The sequence below is a fragment of the Aurantivibrio infirmus genome (genome assembly GCF_054767315.1).
The window spans coordinates 205,458-224,594 of the sequence record NZ_BAAFSK010000001.1 but is presented as its reverse complement, the minus strand read 5'-3'; the positions used below and the strand labels follow the sequence as shown (position 1 = coordinate 224,594).

Genomic DNA, 19,137 nt, shown 5'->3' with positions numbered 1-19,137 from the left:
TTTTTAAACTGCTTACATCCAAAGTTTACTATCTTCACTACTGGTCGTTTCTTGCGTTTCTTGAAGTCGCAGGCTACGACGATTACTCACAGAATACAATCACCAAAAAATCTCAAGATGTTTCGGACTGCCTAGCTTTTTTTGTTTATGTGCCACGCCCCACAATCTCAGCAAATTTTTATGTCAGGTCGTTTAAAATCGACTTCGAAACGGTTCCGATTTCAAATTCTACTCTTTACTTGCACGTAAAGTTTCTAACAATTTGTCCTCTGGAAAATCGGTCGTTGTTATCGCTTCCCCAATTGACTTTAAAAGTACCAAGCGTAATTTTCCATCCAACACTTTTTTATCACCAGCCATTAATTGTAGAAAATGTGCTTCGTCAATATCCGGAGAATGAATTGGAAGGTTTGCTTGCAACAACAGGCTAACCAAACGATCACAATCCTTTTTGCTCAACCAAGATAAACGCCGGGAAAGGTCCGCAGCCATAACCATTCCAGTTGCAACCGCCTCTCCATGCAACCATTGACCATAACCCATTGCGTTTTCTATCGCATGCCCAAAGGTGTGGCCAAGATTAAGCCATGCACGAACGCCTGCTTCTTTTTCATCTTGAGCAACGATGTCTGCTTTAATCTCACAAGAACGCTTTATTGCGTAGGAAATTGCGGCCTCATCCAACCTCAACAAGGCTTCAATATTTTCTTCGAGCCAATCAAAAAATTCGGCGTCAGCTATCAATCCATACTTAATAACTTCAGCTAGACCAGCCGACAACTCCCTTTTTGGCAAGGTCTGTAAGATATTCACATCGACTAACACTGCTTGCGGTTGGTGAAAAGCACCAATCATATTTTTCCCCAACGGATGATTCACGCCGGTTTTTCCGCCAACAGAAGAATCGACTTGAGCAAGCAAAGTAGTAGGGATTTGAATGAAGTTTACACCTCTCTGAAAGGTGGCGGCCGCGAAGCCAGTCATGTCACCAACCACCCCACCGCCTAAGGCTATGAGTGTCGTTGTGCGGTGATGATTTTTCTCTAACAAGACATCGAAAATTTTGTTGAAAGTCGCTAAGGTTTTAAATTGTTCGCCGTCTGGCAGAGTAACTACCGCAAGGTCATAACTTCCAAGGTTTTTTAAAAGCGTATCGAGGTATATAGGCGCAACTGTCTCATTTGTCACGACACAAACCTGCTCCCCTCGAATATATGGCTTTAGTACTTCAGCATGGTTAATTAAGCCTGGGCCTATAAAAATGGGGTATTTACGATCACCAAGATCAACAGTAATTGTTTGCAAACTTGCCTCGCAGGACACGATAAGGGCTTAAGAATAATTTCGAAATTTTAACACAGCACTAGCAAATTAGTCAGAGGGACGATACAACTGCCTTTGTTCAAGCCAATTGGAGAGAGTACCAATTTATAAGGGATTATCTTGAGGCTTGCCTAGAGAAGAGAAAGTTTTTTCGCTACCAATTCCGCAACCGACTTCGGCGACTGGGAATCAGTTTCGATCACATAATCAGCCACGTCACGATACCAAGGGTCGCGTTCATTAAAAAGGTCAATGACTCGCTGCTGAGGGTTTTCAACTTGAAGCAATGGGCGCTTCTTATCCCGGCTAGTTCTCGCGATCAATTGCTTTATATCGGTAGTCAAATATATCGTCGCGCCAGCATTTTTTAATAGTTTTCTATTTTCCTCGCGCACGACAACACCACCACCTGTTGCGATGACGATTTTATCTTTTTGGAGCAGCTCTTTTAATATAGCGGACTCCCGATTCCGAAATCCAGCCTCGCCTTCAACGTCAAATATCCAAGGAATATCCGCGCCCGTGCGCTGCTCAATAACTTGATCGGTGTCTTTAAATTCGTACGAAATTAAGTTAGCCAGAACCCGGCCAACGGTCGACTTACCAGCCCCCATGGGGCCGATAAGCACTATTTGAGAGGGGTTTGCATCATGCTGCAAAACGAAGACTTACTGAACTAAAGTTTCTGCTTGAATGCGCGGTGTGATAAAGATTAGCAATTCTCTTTTATCCGTGTTTGAAGATGTACGTCGAAACAATCTGCCGAAATAAGGTACGTCACCAAAAAACGGCACTTTGGTAACTGAGTCATTTTCCGTTGTTTCATATATTCCGCCCAATACAACCGTTTGACCATCAGCAACCAGTACCTGTGTTGTCACGCCCGTCGTATCGATAACCGGAATCAATCCGCCATTAGCACCAGCAATAAAACGATTCACGTTATCTTGTGTGATAACCAAATCCATGATGATGTTGTCATCTGGGGTGATTTGAGGAGTAGCATCTAGCTTAAGGAGAATTTCCTCAAACCGGGTAATAACGTCACCATCTTCATCAACAGTTTGGTAAGGAATACGCTGACCTTTGGAAATCGTCGCCTGCTGCTTATCGCCCGTAATAATTTTTGGCTGAGAAACGATTTCGCCTTCGCCATTATTTTCTAGCGCAGATAATTCTAAATCCAATAAAATATTGTCCGTCAGAATGCTTGCTTCAATCGCACCCGCTGGTAAACCCGCAGCCAAATCCACAACTGTATTATTAAAAGGAGAAGTTGCACCATTGATCGACACGACATCGCTCCCAGGAGTATCTATAGCGCTACCACCCCAGCGAACACCGATGTCATCGCGGAAAGTTGTGTTTGCGATGACAATTCTTGCCTCAATTTGTACTTGTTGAATAGGAATATCGATTTGATCCACCAAGGCCCTGAACTGTGCAATTTTATCCTCGGTGTCAGTTAATATTATCGAATTAGTTCTCTCGTCAACAATTGCAGTACCTCGCGACGACAAGATAGACCCTGTTGTATTTCCTTCATCATCTTGTTCATCTTCTCTTGTATTGAATAAATCGAAAAGTTCTCGAGCATTCGCAAATCGAACTCGGATGTACTCAGTACGTAAAGGTGCCAATTCTTCCAATTGTTTTAAGGTCTCAATTTCTTGTCGCTCTCGCTCAGCAATTTCGTCCGCTGGCGCAACCAATAACACATTCCCTATTTGACGCTTATCTAGCCCTTTGGATTTTAGTACTACATCTAAAGCTTGATCCCAAGGTACGTTATCTAAACGAAGGGCAATATTGCCTGAAACATTTTCACCGGTAACCAAATTCAAATCGTTAAATTCAGCCAACAACTGCAACACACTTTTAACGGGGACATCTTGAAAGTTAAGTGAAATTCTTTCACCGATATAATCGAATTTATCTTTCCTCGCCTCCACCTCTTTCTTGGTCAAAGGCTTAACACTAACAACATATTCGGTGTCCGTTTGGTATGCAAGGTAGTCGTAGTCGCCGCTAGCCTCAACTCGAATTACCGCGCCACCACGCTGGGTATCGGCGTCAACAAACTTAACCGGCGTTGCAAAATCTACAACATCGTATCGATTCATTAAATCTGCGGGAACGCTGACATCATCAAAACTCAATTGGATTGAGCTGCCTGATTTTTGTAAATCAATATTCACATTCGGATTCGACAAGGTGACGATAACTCGACCCTCTCCCTGATCTCCTCGGCGGAAGTCAATATTTGTAATTCTATTTCCTTGTCCGCGTGACGCAGTAGCCCGACTGGAACTGGCAGTGCTACTAACCGAAGAAGTAGTGCTCGTTGAAGCTTGCGAGCTGGCAACCTGATTTCCTCCGCCCACCTCAATTATGTATGTATTTCCTTCAGCGCGTGAGGAATAGCCGCTAAGCTCTGCTAAATTCAAAATTAAACGAGTTCGATTATCGCCAGGTAATACCATTGCCGTTTTCGCGTTCGCGATAGACAAAGGAAAACGTCTTTCAGCAAGACCATTCTCTACGCCGGGAAAATCCATTACGATTCTCGCGGGATCTTCAATCGTATAGCCTTCTGGCTCAGGGGGCGCTTCAGAAAAATCTAAGCGCACTTCAAACCGATCACCTGGCAAAGCGGAAAAATTAATGCTTTCCAAGGTATTTGCAGCCAGTAAACTCGCCCAAAAAAATCCCGCCCCCAAAATTAGTAACTTGGCGAGGGGAATTAAACAGTTCCGCTTTTGCACGATTAACATGATCGATTATTCCTTCTCTTTCAATTTTAATGTTCTTGGACGCTCAACCCAGCCATCTAGACCATCAGTAACTATTTCAATGATATCTACTTGAGTCTTTGTCGTGGCGACAACTCTGCCATGATTTTTACCCATGTAGTTGCCAACTTTAATGTAGTGTATTTCGCCTTCGCTATCGTCAATGAGGCCCCATAAGGTTCCTGACTTTTCAAACGTCCCAACCATACTAAGGGAAGCGAAATTGAAATTTTCCAACAACTCTTTGGGTCGGTTAAAGTCCGGCTTCACGTCGGTTCTTAAACCCACTAATTGAGTCTGCGGCTGATTAACAGGCGGTTCAAAGGGGTTCCGGAGCCGAGAGGCATCATAAGTAAATGGCTCGTTCGGACGAAACTCTGGTATAGCTGGGATTTCACCTTGAGGTCGGCGCTTGGTTTCCTCAATAAAATCTCTGAGATCTTGGTGATCTTGGCCACCAAAACAACCTACCAAGGATAGGCAAAATACTGTCAATCCAGCGCCAAAAAAATTCTTGCCCATATTATTCATCCTGAGATTTATACCGATATGTCCTAGCTAGGATAGTCATATCCAGACCACGACCAGCTTCAGATTGACTGATAGTAAAGTCATGAAGAGTAACGATTCGCGGCATCCCAGCGATACCACTCACAAATCCACCTAAATCGTGGTACGTACCCTGCACCTTCAATTCAATTGGAAGCTCAACATAAAACTCTTCAACTTTTTCTTCCTGGAAAGTTCTATCGATAATATTGAGACCTGTTGCGGTTCCTTTCTCTTGAATATCCTCAATCAAATCTGGTACTTCCGTTCCACTTGGGAGTTGCGCTACCAAGCCCTTAAATGTTTCTTCCATTGTCGCCAACTGTTGCTTCAACTCTTCCAGGTTTGCGGCTTCGCTAGCCCGAGACTCAAAGGTTTTCTTTAACTCAACTTCCCTATTTTCAGCTCTACTCAACTCAACATTTAGGTTTTTAACAAATACGAAATAAGCAGCAAAGAATATGACCAAAACAGCCATTACCCATAAAGCGACCCTTACCAGGATTGGCCATACACCGATCCTCTCGATATCTGAAAAATCGACATTTTGAATTTGTTCGATAGTATCTGCGATCGCCATTTAGTTGACCTCCTGGTTTTCTGCTTCAGGATCAGGAACAACTGCAGCAATAGACATGCGAAATTGTTGTGCTTGCTCCCCGGATTCAGGAGCCAAACGAATTGTTGATACGTTTGCTGATCCAAACCACTCGGACTCATCGAGGTTACGCATTAATGCAGAAATTCGGTTTGGCGACTCAGCGATCCCTTCTAAATCAATTTGATCGCCAACTCTCGTTAATGAGGTCAGGTAGACACCATCGGGTACAGCACGAACCAAACTATCAAAGTAGCGTACGATGACAGGACGTGAACCCTGTAGATTCTTAATAACCCTCATCCGGTCAACAAGCTCGGCGCGACGTTTCTTTAATTCTTGAATCTCTTCAACTTCTTTTTGCAAAATATCAATTTCGGTTTGCAACATCGCATTACGACTATTCTGATCTGCAATCGCATCTTTAACCGATGTCACCCATACAAAACCGCAAAGTAAACCAAGAACACAAAAACCAATTAATACGGTAAAAAATTCTTTCTTTTTCTCTTGGCGTTGTTCGTCACGCCAGGGAAGTAAATTAATCTTAGCCATTAATCAAAGCTCCTCATCGCAAGACCAGTAGCGATCATTAGTGACGGAGCATCGTTTGCTAAAGATACCGCGTTAACTTTCGGTGCAACTGACATGTTTGCGAACGGGTTCGCAACCGTGGTCTGGGTACCTAGCTTCTCTTCAATTAAATCCGGCAGCCCTTCAAGAGAAGCTACACCGCCAGCCAACACAATATGATCAACGTCGTTATATTGGCTAGAAGAGAAAAAGAATTGCAATGAACGCGTGACTTGTTGCACTACAGCCTCTTTAAAAGGTTCTAACACTTCGGCCTCGTAATCATCTGGCAACCCGCCTTGTTTTTTGGCGATACCGGCTTCTTCTGTCGACAAGCCATAACGGCGCTGAATTTCTTCGGTTAGTTGTTTGCCGCCAAACAATTGCTCGCGTGTATAAATTGTTTTTCCATTTACCAAAACGCTCAAGGTTGTCATTGTTGAACCAATATCAACAACGGCAACAACCTGGTCTTCTTGGTCTTCAAACTGTTCTTGAATTAACGAGAAAGCTCTTTCCATAGTGTAGGCTTCAACGTCAACAATTCTGGGTTGAAGGCCGGCTAAAGCAAGAACATCAACTCGTAAATCCACATTCTCACGGCGACAAGCGGCGAGCAGCACTTCAACTTGATCTGGATTGCGCTCAGATACCCCCTGCACCTCAAAATCGATGGCGACTTCTTCCAAGGGATAAGGAATATATTGGTCAGCTTCAAGGGTGATTTGCGTTTCCATCGCATCATCAGATAGACCCGCAGGCATCTCGATAAGCTTGGTGATAACCGCTGAACCAGCAACCGCTACCGAGGCCGATTTTACTTTTGCCTTAGCAAGCTGCATTACCGCCTGAATGACTTCAGCTACCGCCTCTAAGTCATTGATATTCTTCTCAACAACGGCATTTGGCGGAAGCGCTTTCACCGCATAACTTTCTACGCGAAAGCGGTCGCCTTGGCGGCTGAGCTCCAATAACTTCACGGATGTGGAACTGATGTCCAATCCAATGACAGGTTTTGTCTTTTGTTCGAAGATTCCCATTTTTCTATCAATTTCCGATACTTATACGTGATTGATGTTATAGCACCTTAAATGGCACGTGCAACAGCGATCTTGATAGGTAATCCGTCAAAAAGTACGTATAATAGTCAAGATCAACCTTCGAAATACGCTAACTTGTTAATTTTAAAAGAAAAAATGTCTTTAAACCGCTCATACCTATCAATCTGCCTTTTGGTACTTATTTCTGGTTTTAGCAGCTTATTGCTCGGATATGGCGCTCTCTATTTATACCTTAGTCCGAATTTACCGTCTGTTGAAACTCTTAGAGAACTTAAATTCGAAACTCCTTTAAGAGTGTATTCGGAGGATCAAAAACTGATCGGGGAAATTGGCGTAACGCGAAGTATCCCAATTAGCTTCGAAGAAGCACCTCCTCTCTTAATTAAAGCCTTTCTTGCCGCAGAAGACGATGGATTTTACGCCCATAATGGGGTGAGCATCATGGCGATATTGCGAGCAACTTCACAAATGCTACTTCCAGGGCAAACTCAAACCGGTGGCAGCACAATCACCATGCAAGTAGCAAAAAATTCTTTTCCCATTGATGACGGCTCGGTGATTTATAAAGCCAATCAGATTTTTTTGGCGCTTAAGATCGAAAAAGAATTAGAAAAAGACGAAATCCTAGAACTGTATATAAACCAAAACTACCTCGGAAACAGAGCCGTAGGCATCGAAGCCGCCGCTCAGGTTTATTATGGCAAGGCGACCAGCGATCTCTCCATCGCCCAGTACGCAATGATTGCAGGGTTACCCAAAGCCCCATCCTCTTACAATCCAATCGTGAATCCAGACCGCGCCCTGGTTAGACGTGACTGGATACTTTCTCGGATGTTAAAGCTCGATTACATCAATCAAGAACAATACGACCAAGAAATTGCCGCCCCAGTGACCGCGAGCTTGCATGGCCAAAGTCTCGATATCAGCGCGCCATACGTTACTGAAATGGTAAGAAGCTATATGCTCGACCATTACGGCGAGGAAGCTACAACATTGGGCTACAAAGTTTTCACGACGGTCAATAGCCGCTTGCAGGACTCTGCCCAGACCGCAGTAGTGAATGGTTTACTTGATTACGACCAAAGACATGGCTTTCGAGGCCCTGAAAAACAGCTGACGCCACAATTTGTATCAGCAGAAGACGCTCTTGAAAATGAAGAACAAGAAGACTCGCCGAGAAAACTCTACAAGCTCGCCACTATTCAAGAAGAGACCCTCGAGCTCATAGATGTAAACAATGCCGCCATCCAAGAAGGGGATAGTGACAAGTACCTCGATCTTGATCCCTGGCTAGCTGAGCTCGCACCTATCGAATCATTTGCTGGCTTGCACGCTGCGGCGGTGTTAACAGCGTCAGAGCAAACCCTAATTACGGTTTTGGCCGACGGCCAAATCATCACAATCCCTTGGGAAAACGGTCTCAACGAAACCCGCCGCTACGTTAATGAGAATTACGCGCCTAAAATTTCGTCCATCAATGACATCCTAAAACTCGGCGACGTCATTAGAGTGAGAGAAATAACACCCGGACAATGGCATTTCTCTCAATTACCCAATGTGCAGTCAGCTCTCGTTTCCATGGATCCAAGTAACGGTGCCGTGCGTGCTTTAGTAGGCGGGTTTAACTTTTATCACAATAAATTTAACCGCGCCTATTCAATTCGCGGCCAACGACAACCTGGCTCGAATTTCAAACCATTTCTCTACACAGCTGCACTAGAAAACGGTTTCACACCAGCAACTATTATCAATGACGCACCCATTTCAATTTATGACCCAACCTTAGAAACAACATGGCGCCCACAAAATTCTGATGGGAAATTTGAAGGTCCAATGCGCTTAAGAGAAGCTTTGTATCGATCGCGAAATATTGTCGCTATAAAAATGCTACAAACTCTCGGCACCTCAAAAGCGATAAAAGATATCGATCGTTTTGGTTTTGAAAAATCCCATTTCCCCCGCAATGATCTTTCGATTGCTTTAGGCACGCGAGGCCTAACACCTTGGCAAGTAGCAAGGGGTTATACCGTATTCGCAAATGGTGGCTACAAAGTCGAACCGTATTTTATTCAGCGAATTGAATTATTAGACGGAACCGTGGTGTTCGAAGAAAAACCGATAACGGTCTGTGATGATTGCAAAAAACCATTGAGCGAAGAAGAGTTAGAAGCATTAATGTTGATGCAAGTTAAACCAAGAGACATTGCTGATAGAAAAAATGATCAAGATATTGTGCCTTCACAAAACTCCCTTGAACAAAGTCTACAGGCGGAACTAGATGCGCTTACAGATTCTAACAAGCCTTCGAATTTCAACACTGAATCGGAAAACGAAAATCCATTGAGTGAAGCACATGAATCAGCGAGAACTGGCCTCAAGCACGAAAAAATAATTCCAGAACCGTTACCCCAAGCACCGAGAGTTGTTGATGAAAGAACTGCTTTCATCATCGACAGTATGTTACATGATGTAATCGCCAGTTCACGTGGCACCGGTTGGCGCGCGCGCGAACTTGGAAGAAGCGATTTAGCCGGAAAAACAGGAACTACAAACGACAACACCGATGCTTGGTTTTCTGGTTACAATGAGGGCTTAGTGACGACCACATGGGTTGGCTTTGACCAACCTTCTCCTTTAGGTAGGAGCGAAGTGGGCGGCTACGCAGCTCTGCCAATTTGGATGGAATATATGAAGGTCGCGTTGGATGGTGTTCCCGAAAAAACATTGCGGCAACCAGAAGGGATTACGCGGGTACGAATCAATAGTAAAACCGGTTTACGTACGCAAGCTAGCGACCCCAATGCTATTTTCGAATATTTTAAAACTGAAGAAGTACCGGAATGGGACAATAGTACTGAACAATTGATTGATTCTTCAGGCAGCGAAGAAACCCACCCAGATCAATTATTTTAGTTTTCTTTTTAAACACAGCAACTAAAGCACTACCAATAAAACAACATCTTCTCTTAAGATATTTTCATTTTATTCTAATAAATTTTTCGATCATACGAAGCAATTTCAAGCGCCAGGAGTTTACGAATGCAAACTATATCGCCAAAAATAATGCTGAAAAATCTTATAGCAATAATTTTCCTTGTAACCATTTGCAGTAATGCTATTTCACAACGAGCGGGCGTCGCGAACAACCCAATGACGGTAAACGTCGATGAATATTTATCAAAAATTCAGCTCCCTGAAGGTTTTGAAATTTCCATTTATGCTCGCGACGTCAACAATGCGCGATCGCTTGCCTTAAGCGAAAACAATGTACTTTACGCAGGAAGCCGACGAGGTGGTAAAGTTCATGCCATCACGGATACAAACGCAGATTTCGTTGCGGACCAGGTTAGCGTGGTCGCGGAGGGATTAAATATCCCCAATGGGGTCGCATTAAAAAATGGTGATTTATATGTTGCCGAAGTAAGTCGTATTTTGAAATTTAGTGATATCGATAATAATTTTGACAAAAAACCAGATTATACCGTCGTCACTGATAAATACCCGACTGAAGGCCATCATGGCTGGAAATTCATTCGCTTCGGTCCAGATGGCAAACTCTACGTGCCGGTTGGCGCTCCGTGCAACACCTGCGAACCCGATGAGGAACACGCCGTTATCACTCGAATAAATGATGACGGTAGTGAGAAAGAAGTTTTTGCTAAAGGCATTCGCAACACTGTCGGTTTTGATTGGGAACCAGATTCTCAGCATCTTTGGTTCACAGATAACGGCCGTGATATGTTGGGGGATGACACGCCACCGGAAGAATTAAATCGTGTCACCAAAGCGGGAGAACATTTTGGCTTTCCTTATCGATACGGAAATTCCGTCGTCGATAGCGACTATAAAACCGATAAAAAAGCTGAGGAATTCACTCAACCTCAGTTGGAATTTCCCGCCCATAGCGCAGGATTAGGGATGCGTTTTTATTCCGGAGACTCGTTCCCCAGCGAATACAAAAACGATATTTTTATCGCCTACCACGGCTCATGGAATCGTTCGAAGCCGCAGGGCTATTACATCATGCGCGTCGACATGGAGAACGGGGAAATTAAAAACCAAGAATTGTTCGCTTCAGGCTGGTTAATCGAAGAAAAATATTGGGGACGCCCTGTGGACTTAGAAATCATGGCCGACGGTTCTATGTTGGTGTCCGACGATCACGCGAATGTGGTTTATAGGATTCAATATACCGGAAAGTAAAAAAAACAGCCTCTGAAATTTAACCAATATTTTCAGAGGCTCCTCGAGCTTTACCGTTTCAATTTGTTCAACCGGTGATTGCCCAGCTCAATTTTTTTATAAAGGATAATGCTGGGGATATGGCAAACGAGCTACCTTAGTTTCAATCGCCGCTGCTGCAACCGCTGACGATACTGTTGCTAACAAGCGCGGATCAATAGGTTTGGGCAAAATATAATTAGTACCGAAACTAAAATCACAGTTTCCGTATGCTTGCTTAACTTCTTCAGGTACCGCCTGCTTCGCCAATGCGCGAATCGCTTCAACCGCCGCCAATTTCATTGCTCTATTTATTTCACTTGCTCTGACATCTAGGGCGCCGCGAAAAATAAATGGGAAACACAACACATTGTTAACTTGATTCGGATAGTCGGAACGTCCTGTCGCCATAATTAAATCGTCACGTGTTGCGTGAGCCAGTATCGGTGATATTTCCGGATCGGGATTCGAACAAGCAAATACAATAGGCCGTGGCGCCATTGATTTTAATTGTTCCGCGCTCAATAAATTTGGCCCAGACACTCCCAAAAAAACATCGGCATCAACAATTGCGTCACCTAAGGTACGCTTATCCGTTTCGTGAGCGAACTGTTTTTTATATTGATTTAAATCTTCGCGGCCGCTATGAATCACGCCTTTGCTATCTATCATTGTAATATTGTTGATATCAGCTCGAGCATCCAACAATAGCTTGCAGCAAGCTATTGCAGCAGAACCCGCACCTAAACAAACAATTTTTGCATCGCGAAAAGATTTACCTTGAACTTCTAACGCATTCAGCAAACCGGCAACCGTTACTATTGCAGTGCCATGTTGATCGTCATGAAAAACTGGGATATCGCAACGGCGAATTAATTCCTTTTCAATTTCAAAACATTCCGGTGCTTTTATATCTTCGAGATTAATCCCACCAAAAGTTAAAGCGATGCGGCTCACTGTGTCGATAAATTCCGTCGCCGACTCAGTGTCGATCTCGATGTCTACAGAATTAATTTTTGCGAAGCGTTTGAACAACAAACTCTTGCCTTCCATCACCGGCTTGCTAGCCAGCGGACCTAAATTTCCCAGCCCTAGTATCGCCGTTCCATTGGTAATTACGGCAACCAAATTGCCTTTTCCGGTGTAGCGATAAGCGTCCTCGGGATTTTCAGCGATAGCGCGAACCGGCTCAGCAACCCCTGGGCTATAAGCCAGGCACAAATCCTGCTGGGTCTCCGCCGACGTTGACAGCTCCGAGCTCATCTTCCCTGGTGTGGGGAACTCATGATAATCAAGCGCGGCTTGGATAAATTCGTTTCTCATAACAGATACTCTTAACGTGACCACCAGCGCTATAGCTGAGGTCTTTAATATCAAGCCTAGCAGAGACTGAGATTGACGAATGCGGTCGCCAAAGAACAAGGTCGCTGCATAGGGGCAAAAGATCGCGTTCGGTCTATGTTTCCCGGTTTAAGCTCAATAACACAGCGATTGGCAGGCTCTATTGGCGGCAGTCCGCTACTAGCACTTCACAAGTTTATTCAGCTCACTTGACCCAAATAAAGATGTGCACGCCATAACAAACGCAAGCACAGGCTCAGCCAACACGCTGCTCATTAGCAGGTGACTTAACATTAGGAGTTTTGATACGTGGGTAAAGGTCGTACCACTGGATCGTCGCTTAGACGAGGGGTGTTACTTTCATGAACTGCGGATAGTTGAATCGTTCATGAATTTGCATTTCAGTAAGCAATATTTTTGTCTTCAAACTCAGCTTCGCGATCTTTAGAACCTGAGGTGACACACAAAGATTAAATTACTGACTGTTTGCCTAGCCGACAAATGCTGTCGGCCGGACAACACTAACATTTCCAAACTTTAAAATTACTTAGCGCCGCGAGTACCAAAACGCTTCTTAAAGCGATCGATACGGCCGCCCGCATCAGCGACTTTTTGCTTGCCTGTATAGAAAGGGTGGCACTCAGCGCAAACGTCTAGAGAAATCTCTTTCGCCATCGTAGATCGAGTTTTGATAACATTCCCGCAACTACAAGTCGCTGTCATTTCGCCGTAATTTGGATGAATTTCTGCTTGCATCACTGCTTCCTCAACAATATTGTTCGTGCCACGGCGACCAACGCACCATGATCACAAATTAAAGGCGGTTTTCCTAGAGAGGGTTTAAGCTCCGGACGAATTTGGCTTGGTGTCACCAAATCTAACCACCTTTGGAAAAATAAGACGGCGCATACTACCAGAAACCCCATACAGCGCAAGCAGAGATGCGGGATATTCATACAGATCAGCAATTAATCTCTAGCATCACATTTTAGAGTCGGAGCAAGCTCATTACAGTCCAGCAAGAAGTCGCCAACAATCAACATGTCCGGCATAGAATCCAGCGTCTTATCATCAAAGTTGCTTTACCAACGCCACTGCGCAGAGTTTTCGATTATCTCCCTCCGGCTGGGCTGGATGATCCGGCCTTACAGCTGTGGTCACCCGGCATGCGCGTGTTGGTGCCGTTTGGGCACCAAAGCCTTATCGGCATAGTACTCGGGGTCAAAGACGACTCTCATTTAGCCACTGAAAAGCTTAAACCGATTAAAGAGGTTCTCGACACCGAAGCCTGCATGAGCGGTGAGATTTTAGCCCTATGCCAATGGGCCGCCAGTTATTATCAACACCCAATCGGCGAAGCTTTAAGTACGTCTCTGCCTACTCTGTTGCGACAAGGTGAAGCCCCGGAGCTGCAAACTGAAACAGTTTGGACATTAACTACAGAAGGTAAAGGCTTACCTCGCGACGCCTTAAAGCGCTCACCGAAACAGGCTTTATTGTTTCAGGCCCTATTAAATTCTGATCAGCTCAGCCGCGAAGAAATAAAACACCTCGATATTAGCACCACCTCAATCAAGCAACTCGAAAATAAAGCATTGATTCAGCGCACTCAGAGGCAGATCGAATTAACACCGCGCGAACCGTCAAAAGATGAAAGCATCCTCAAAAATAACCCTCTTACTTTGAATGAAGAGCAGGAAAACGCGTTAGAACAACTTCGTTTCAACGCCTATAACGCCTACCTGCTAGAAGGCGCCACAGGAAGCGGTAAAACCGAGGTTTATTTACAGGCCATTGAAAAAGTTCTAAAAAATGGCAGGCGGGCTTTAATACTGGTGCCAGAGATCGGACTCACACCACAGTTGATGGAACGTTTCGAGCATCGCTTCAACGCCAAGATCGTCGCTCTTCATTCAGGCTTGAACGACAAAGAACGCCTGCAGGCATGGCTCGAAGCTTCCAAAGGCATAGCGCAAATTATTATTGGCACTCGCTCAAGTGTGTTCACGCCGATTCCCGATCTCGGCATCATCATCGTCGACGAAGAACACGATTTATCTTTTAAGCAGCAAGATGGCTTTCGCTATTCGGCGCGGGATCTCGCTATAGTGAGAGCACAGCGCAGGGGAATTCCACTGGTCCTCGGGACTGCCACACCCTCTCTCGAAACCCTTTACAACAGTATTCACAATCGCTATTTGCATTTACGCTTAACGCAACGCGCTGGCGATGCTAAGCCGCCGAGCATCGAACTCATTAGCCTACGTGGTGCTCCTTTAGTTGATGGCTTTACCGGTCAATTAATTACTGAAATTAAGACCGAATTGCAGCTCGGCAACCAGGTTTTAGTGTTTATTAACCGCCGCGGTTTTGCGCCAACTCTCATCTGCCATGAATGTGGCTGGATTGCCGAATGCAATCACTGCTCCGCTCGTCTCACCATCCATAAACATCCAGCGCATTTGCGTTGCCACCACTGCGATCATCAGCGTCCTTTGGCCAGCAAATGTCCAAGCTGCTCAAGCTCCAACTTGGAATCATTGGGCCAAGGTACAGAACGCAGCGAAGCGGCTTTGCAGAATGTATTTCCAAATACTCCAATAATCCGTGTCGACCGTGACACAACGCGACGCAAAAATTCGCTTGCGGACATGGTGTCCCAAATTCACCAGGGTGAGCCCTGTATTTTAGTGGGCACACAAATGTTGGCTAAGGGGCATCACTTTCCCAATGTCACCTTGGCCGCTCTCATCGATATCGATAGCGGTCTTTTTAGTGGCGATTTTCGCGGTCCTGAGCGGATGGGACAACTATTAATCCAAGTCGCTGGGCGCGCTGGTCGAGCGCAAAAACCAGGCAGAGTGATAATTCAAAGTCATCATTGCGAACACCCGAACATCCAAAGTTTGATCAAAGAAGGCTACCACCGCTACGCACGTCGCTTACTACACGAACGCCAAGTAACAAACTTACCGCCTTACCGCCACATGGGCCTGTTGCGCTCAGAATCAAAACGGCCGGAAAATGCCGTCGCATTTTTAAAATTGGCGCGGCAGATTAGCCAACAAAAGTTTCCAGCCAGCCAACAATTGTCCTATTTGGGTCCCTTGCCCGCACTAATGGAACGGAAAAAAGATCGCTTTTGCTTTCAGCTGCATATCAGCAGTGAAAGCCGCAAAATGTTACATACCGTTCTGCTCCATTTGGGCCAAGAAATGGAGAACAATGCCCTAGCACGACGAGTTCGCTGGTCGATCGATGTAGATCCCCAAGATATGAGTTAAGAAATCACCAACTTTTTTTGAGAGGCTTCTGAATTAATTAAAAGGGCGAATAGAGCACAAATAAAAAAAATGCGGTTCTGACAGCTCCGCTAAACTTCAGTACAATCTCGCCACTCTGAGATGAATTTTTATCAAAAGCTCATTACCTCACAATCATAACTGGCAGCGAAAATGGCTCGAGATTACGCAAAGCGTAAGCGCTCCAAAAAATCGCCTAATAGGAGCAGAAATTCATATCGCTCTAACGTACCGGCGTGGGTCTGGTTATTTACCGGCTCTGTGTTGGGCGCGTTTGTTATGTTTCTGGTATACCTTTCAGGCGTCCCACCGCAAGCCAGTGCTATTGCGGGAAGCTTTGAAAATAGCGAAGGCGAAAACGCGAATGAGCTCGCGAAACTAGACCGCGAAACGGTTCCAAAACCACGTTTTGATTTTTATCAGATTTTGAAAGAGAGCGAAGTTGTTGTAAACAACGGTCCCGAAAGCTCGACTACTAATAACAGTAGCCCCGCAAACAACTCCAGCACCGCGCGAGAAAATAGCAGCCAAGCCGCCCCTGGCTATGATCAACCATCCCACGAGTATGTTTTGCAGGTAGGTTCCTTCAAAAATTCTGAAGATGCAGATCGATTACGCGCAAAACTCATTCTTTTAAACCTAGAAGTCAAAACTGAAACGGTAAAAGTTCGGAATGCCGAAATCTGGCATCGCGTCTTGGTAGGCCCCTTCAATTCGCGCAACACCATGGAAAAAGCCAGAACCACACTCGCTAGCCAAGACATAACCAGCTTACTGACACAAACCCGATAAGCTTGAACCCAACGCTTGAAATCAGAGAACCTTGCCCCCACTTCTGAAAACTAGCGCTGTAATCAGGCTGGAATAAAATTCAACTCAAACCCTGCGAATACTAAGGATTGTCATTGGAACAATATCGAGGGACTACCATCTTATCCGTGCGCCGAGGCAACAAAGTCGTAATCGGTGGTGACGGCCAAGTATCGATGGGTAATACCATCATGAAGGGCAATGCCCGCAAAGTGAGACGTCTATATCGCGATCAGGTAATCGCTGGCTTTGCTGGCGGCACGGCGGACGCGTTTACTCTTTTCGAACGCTTTGAAGCCAAACTCGAAGCACATGGCGGCCAACTGGTTCGCGCAGCAGTGGAACTAGCAAAAGACTGGCGAACCGATAGAGCCTTGCGCCGACTCGAAGCCTTGCTCGCCGTCGCAGACAAGGACGCCTCTCTCATCGTTACCGGAAATGGCGATGTCATTCAGCCGGAAGACGACCTAATTGCCATCGGGTCTGGGGGCAGCTTCGCACAATCAGCAGCCCGCGCTCTGCTCGAAAACACAGAACTAGAAGCCCAAGAAATAGTTAAAAAAAGTTTAACGATTGCGGGTGACGTTTGCGTCTACACCAACCATCAATTCACTATTGAAGAACTGCCTTACTAGTTAAGCCGGTTTCAAATTATTACGGTAACCTAATTCCATGACCGAGATTACACCTCGCGAGATCGTCCATGAACTCGACAAACACATCGTTGGCCAACAACAAGCAAAACGAGCAGTCGCCATTGCATTACGTAACCGCTGGCGGCGAATGCAACTTGATGAAGCATTGCGCACAGAAATAACGCCAAAAAACATCTTAATGATCGGCCCAACCGGTGTTGGCAAAACCGAAATTGCGCGCCGTTTGGCGAAGTTAGCCAACGCGCCCTTCATCAAAGTGGAGGCCACTAAATTTACTGAAGTGGGTTATGTCGGCCGAGATGTCGAATCCATTATTCGCGACTTAGTAGAAACATCGATCAAACAACAGCGTGAACAAGCCAAAGAAAAAGTAAAATTTCGCGCCGAAAATGCCGCCGAAGATCGTATTCTCGATGTATTACTGCCCCCGGCCAGAAGCGAAGCCAATCAGGAAGTTGACAACGAGAAAAATGAATCCGGCACTCGTCAAATGTTCAGAAAAAAATTACGCCAAGGCGAACTCGATGACAAGGAAATTGAAATCGATGTCGCCGCGACACCGGTCGGCGTTGAAATAATGGCGCCTCCGGGTATGGAAGATATGACCAGCCAGCTGCAAACAATGTTTTCATCAATGTCTCCCGGTCGCAGTAAAAAAGTAAAACTCACTGTTAAGCAGGCATTAAAAAAGCTGTGCGATGATGAAGCAGTTAAATTAATTAATGAAGAAGACACAAAAAGCAAAGCGATAGAAATGGCTGAGCAAAATGGCATTGTTTTTATTGATGAAATCGATAAAGTCACGCGACGTAGCGATAGCAATTCCGGTGGCGATATATCACGTGAGGGCGTACAAAGAGATCTGTTGCCTTTAATCGAAGGTTGCACCATTAGCACTAAACACGGAATGATAAAAACAGATCATATTTTATTTGTCACCTCCGGTGCGTTTCACTTAACCAAGCCCAGTGACTTAATTCCTGAACTGCAAGGTAGATTACCCATACGTGTTGAACTAGAAGCACTTACGGCAGACGACTTCGAACGCATTTTAACTGAACCCAATGCATCGCTCACCGAACAACACCAAGCACTATTGGCTACAGAAGGCGTCGAATTACAATTCACCAAAGACGGAATACGGCGCATTGCTGAAACCGCATTTCATGTCAATGAGACTACTGAAAATATCGGCGCTCGTCGATTACATACTGTGCTCGAAAAATTATTAGAAGATTTGTCATTTGCCTGTGGTGATGAAACTAAAACATTAGAAATCGACGCGGCATACGTTGACGAACATATCGGCGAACTCGCACAAAACCAAGATTTAAGTCGTTTTATTCTTTAAGCAAACGCGACTTAAATGTAAGCCGGTTGAGAACAACAACCAAAGATATTTATTTTAGAAAGAAAAATCATGACTCAACACGTTCCCAATAAAGTACAGCTTCATAAGAAATCAAAACGCTTAGAAGTTCAATACGGTGAAGAGTCATTTCTATTGGAAGCAGAATATTTACGCGTCTGCTCTCCTTCAGCAGAAGTAAAAGGTCACGGCCCAGGACAAGAAGTCTTACAAGTTGGCAAACAGGATGTTGGCATTACGCACTTGGAAGCAAACGGAAATTATGCAGTTCGAATTATTTTTGATGATGGCCATGACTCAGGAATTTTCACTTGGAATTATCTTTACGACCTCGGTAAAAATCACCAACAACATTGGAATGCTTACCTAGAGAAACTCAATAAAGCGGGCAAGGGTCGTGACTCGAACGTCAGCGTAGTTAAATTCATCGACCCCTCATAGCCCACTCTCTCACCTCTTTACACGACGCTTCGAAATCAGTTTTTAAAAACCATTCCCGCCTATTGCTTTAATTTAATCTTCGTTTTATGGTTAGGCGTTCT

Annotated in this window: 16 protein-coding genes; 7 read left to right on the top strand and 9 right to left on the bottom strand. The window is 44.9% G+C overall.

Annotation, left to right across the window (positions count from 1 at the left end; translation table 11 throughout):
* Nucleotides 1-228 precede the first annotated feature (228 nt).
* The 7 genes from aroB to ACYUCY_RS00935 form a co-directional block, all read right to left on the bottom strand.
* Nucleotides 229-1,305, bottom strand: coding sequence for a 3-dehydroquinate synthase (gene aroB, locus ACYUCY_RS00965; RefSeq protein WP_460224564.1), 1,077 nt, complete (start codon nt 1,303-1,305; stop codon nt 229-231).
* A gap of 149 nt (nt 1,306-1,454) precedes the next feature.
* Nucleotides 1,455-1,982 (bottom strand): shikimate kinase AroK, encoded by a 528-nt coding sequence (gene aroK, locus ACYUCY_RS00960; protein ID WP_460224563.1) that lies wholly within the window; start codon nt 1,980-1,982, stop codon nt 1,455-1,457.
* A gap of 9 nt (nt 1,983-1,991) precedes the next feature.
* On the bottom strand, nt 1,992-4,097 hold the full coding sequence (gene pilQ, locus ACYUCY_RS00955) for a type IV pilus secretin PilQ (RefSeq protein ID WP_460224562.1): 2,106 nt from the start codon (nt 4,095-4,097) through the stop codon (nt 1,992-1,994).
* Nucleotides 4,098-4,103: 6 nt separating this feature from the next.
* Nucleotides 4,104-4,637: a pilus assembly protein PilP gene (locus ACYUCY_RS00950; RefSeq protein ID WP_460224561.1), complete on the bottom strand. Its 534-nt coding sequence runs from the start codon at nt 4,635-4,637 to the stop codon at nt 4,104-4,106.
* A gap of 1 nt (nt 4,638) precedes the next feature.
* A complete protein-coding gene (locus ACYUCY_RS00945) occupies nt 4,639-5,244 on the bottom strand; it encodes a type IV pilus inner membrane component PilO (RefSeq protein ID WP_460224560.1) in 606 nt (201 codons plus the stop codon).
* On the bottom strand, nt 5,245-5,817 hold the full coding sequence (locus ACYUCY_RS00940) for a PilN domain-containing protein (RefSeq protein ID WP_460224559.1): 573 nt from the start codon (nt 5,815-5,817) through the stop codon (nt 5,245-5,247). It lies immediately after the preceding gene.
* Nucleotides 5,817-6,875, bottom strand: a complete 1,059-nt coding sequence (locus tag ACYUCY_RS00935) for a pilus assembly protein PilM (protein WP_460224558.1) — start codon at nt 6,873-6,875, stop codon at nt 5,817-5,819. The genes ACYUCY_RS00940 and ACYUCY_RS00935 overlap by 1 nt, the downstream gene beginning before the upstream one ends.
* Before the next feature lie 51 nt (nt 6,876-6,926).
* On the opposite strand from ACYUCY_RS00935, the gene ACYUCY_RS00930 reads away from it, so the two are divergent.
* Together ACYUCY_RS00930 and ACYUCY_RS00925 are read left to right on the top strand one after the other, a co-directional pair.
* The gene (locus tag ACYUCY_RS00930) at nt 6,927-9,809 is read left to right on the top strand and encodes a penicillin-binding protein 1A (RefSeq protein WP_460224557.1); all 2,883 of its coding nucleotides are present in this window, start codon (nt 6,927-6,929) and stop codon (nt 9,807-9,809) included.
* A 126-nt stretch (nt 9,810-9,935) separates the two neighbouring features.
* Nucleotides 9,936-11,099, top strand: a complete 1,164-nt coding sequence (locus tag ACYUCY_RS00925; RefSeq protein WP_460224556.1) for a PQQ-dependent sugar dehydrogenase — start codon at nt 9,936-9,938, stop codon at nt 11,097-11,099.
* Between the two features lie 96 nt (nt 11,100-11,195).
* On the opposite strand, the gene ACYUCY_RS00920 is transcribed toward ACYUCY_RS00925, so the two are convergent.
* Together ACYUCY_RS00920 and rpmE are read right to left on the bottom strand one after the other, a co-directional pair.
* Complete coding sequence (locus ACYUCY_RS00920; protein WP_460224555.1) at nt 11,196-12,440, bottom strand: malic enzyme-like NAD(P)-binding protein; 1,245 nt, start codon at nt 12,438-12,440, stop codon at nt 11,196-11,198.
* 561 nt (nt 12,441-13,001) lie between these two features.
* Nucleotides 13,002-13,214, bottom strand: coding sequence for a 50S ribosomal protein L31 (gene rpmE / locus ACYUCY_RS00915; protein WP_460224554.1), 213 nt, complete (start codon nt 13,212-13,214; stop codon nt 13,002-13,004).
* 251 nt (nt 13,215-13,465) lie between these two features.
* On the opposite strand from rpmE, the gene ACYUCY_RS00910 reads away from it, so the two are divergent.
* The 5 genes from ACYUCY_RS00910 (at nt 13,466) to ACYUCY_RS00890 (ending at nt 19,036) form a co-directional block, all read left to right on the top strand.
* Complete coding sequence (locus tag ACYUCY_RS00910; protein ID WP_460225099.1) at nt 13,466-15,742, top strand: primosomal protein N'; 2,277 nt, start codon at nt 13,466-13,468, stop codon at nt 15,740-15,742.
* A gap of 297 nt (nt 15,743-16,039) precedes the next feature.
* On the top strand, nt 16,040-16,552 hold the full coding sequence (locus ACYUCY_RS00905) for an SPOR domain-containing protein (protein ID WP_460224553.1): 513 nt from the start codon (nt 16,040-16,042) through the stop codon (nt 16,550-16,552).
* 113 nt (nt 16,553-16,665) lie between these two features.
* A complete protein-coding gene (gene hslV, locus ACYUCY_RS00900) occupies nt 16,666-17,205 on the top strand; it encodes an ATP-dependent protease subunit HslV (protein WP_460224552.1) in 540 nt (179 codons plus the stop codon).
* Between the two features lie 37 nt (nt 17,206-17,242).
* The gene (gene hslU / locus ACYUCY_RS00895) at nt 17,243-18,577 is read left to right on the top strand and encodes an ATP-dependent protease ATPase subunit HslU (RefSeq protein ID WP_460224551.1); all 1,335 of its coding nucleotides are present in this window, start codon (nt 17,243-17,245) and stop codon (nt 18,575-18,577) included.
* 69 nt (nt 18,578-18,646) lie between these two features.
* A complete protein-coding gene (locus tag ACYUCY_RS00890) occupies nt 18,647-19,036 on the top strand; it encodes a gamma-butyrobetaine hydroxylase family protein (RefSeq protein ID WP_460224550.1) in 390 nt (129 codons plus the stop codon).
* Nucleotides 19,037-19,137 lie beyond the last annotated feature (101 nt).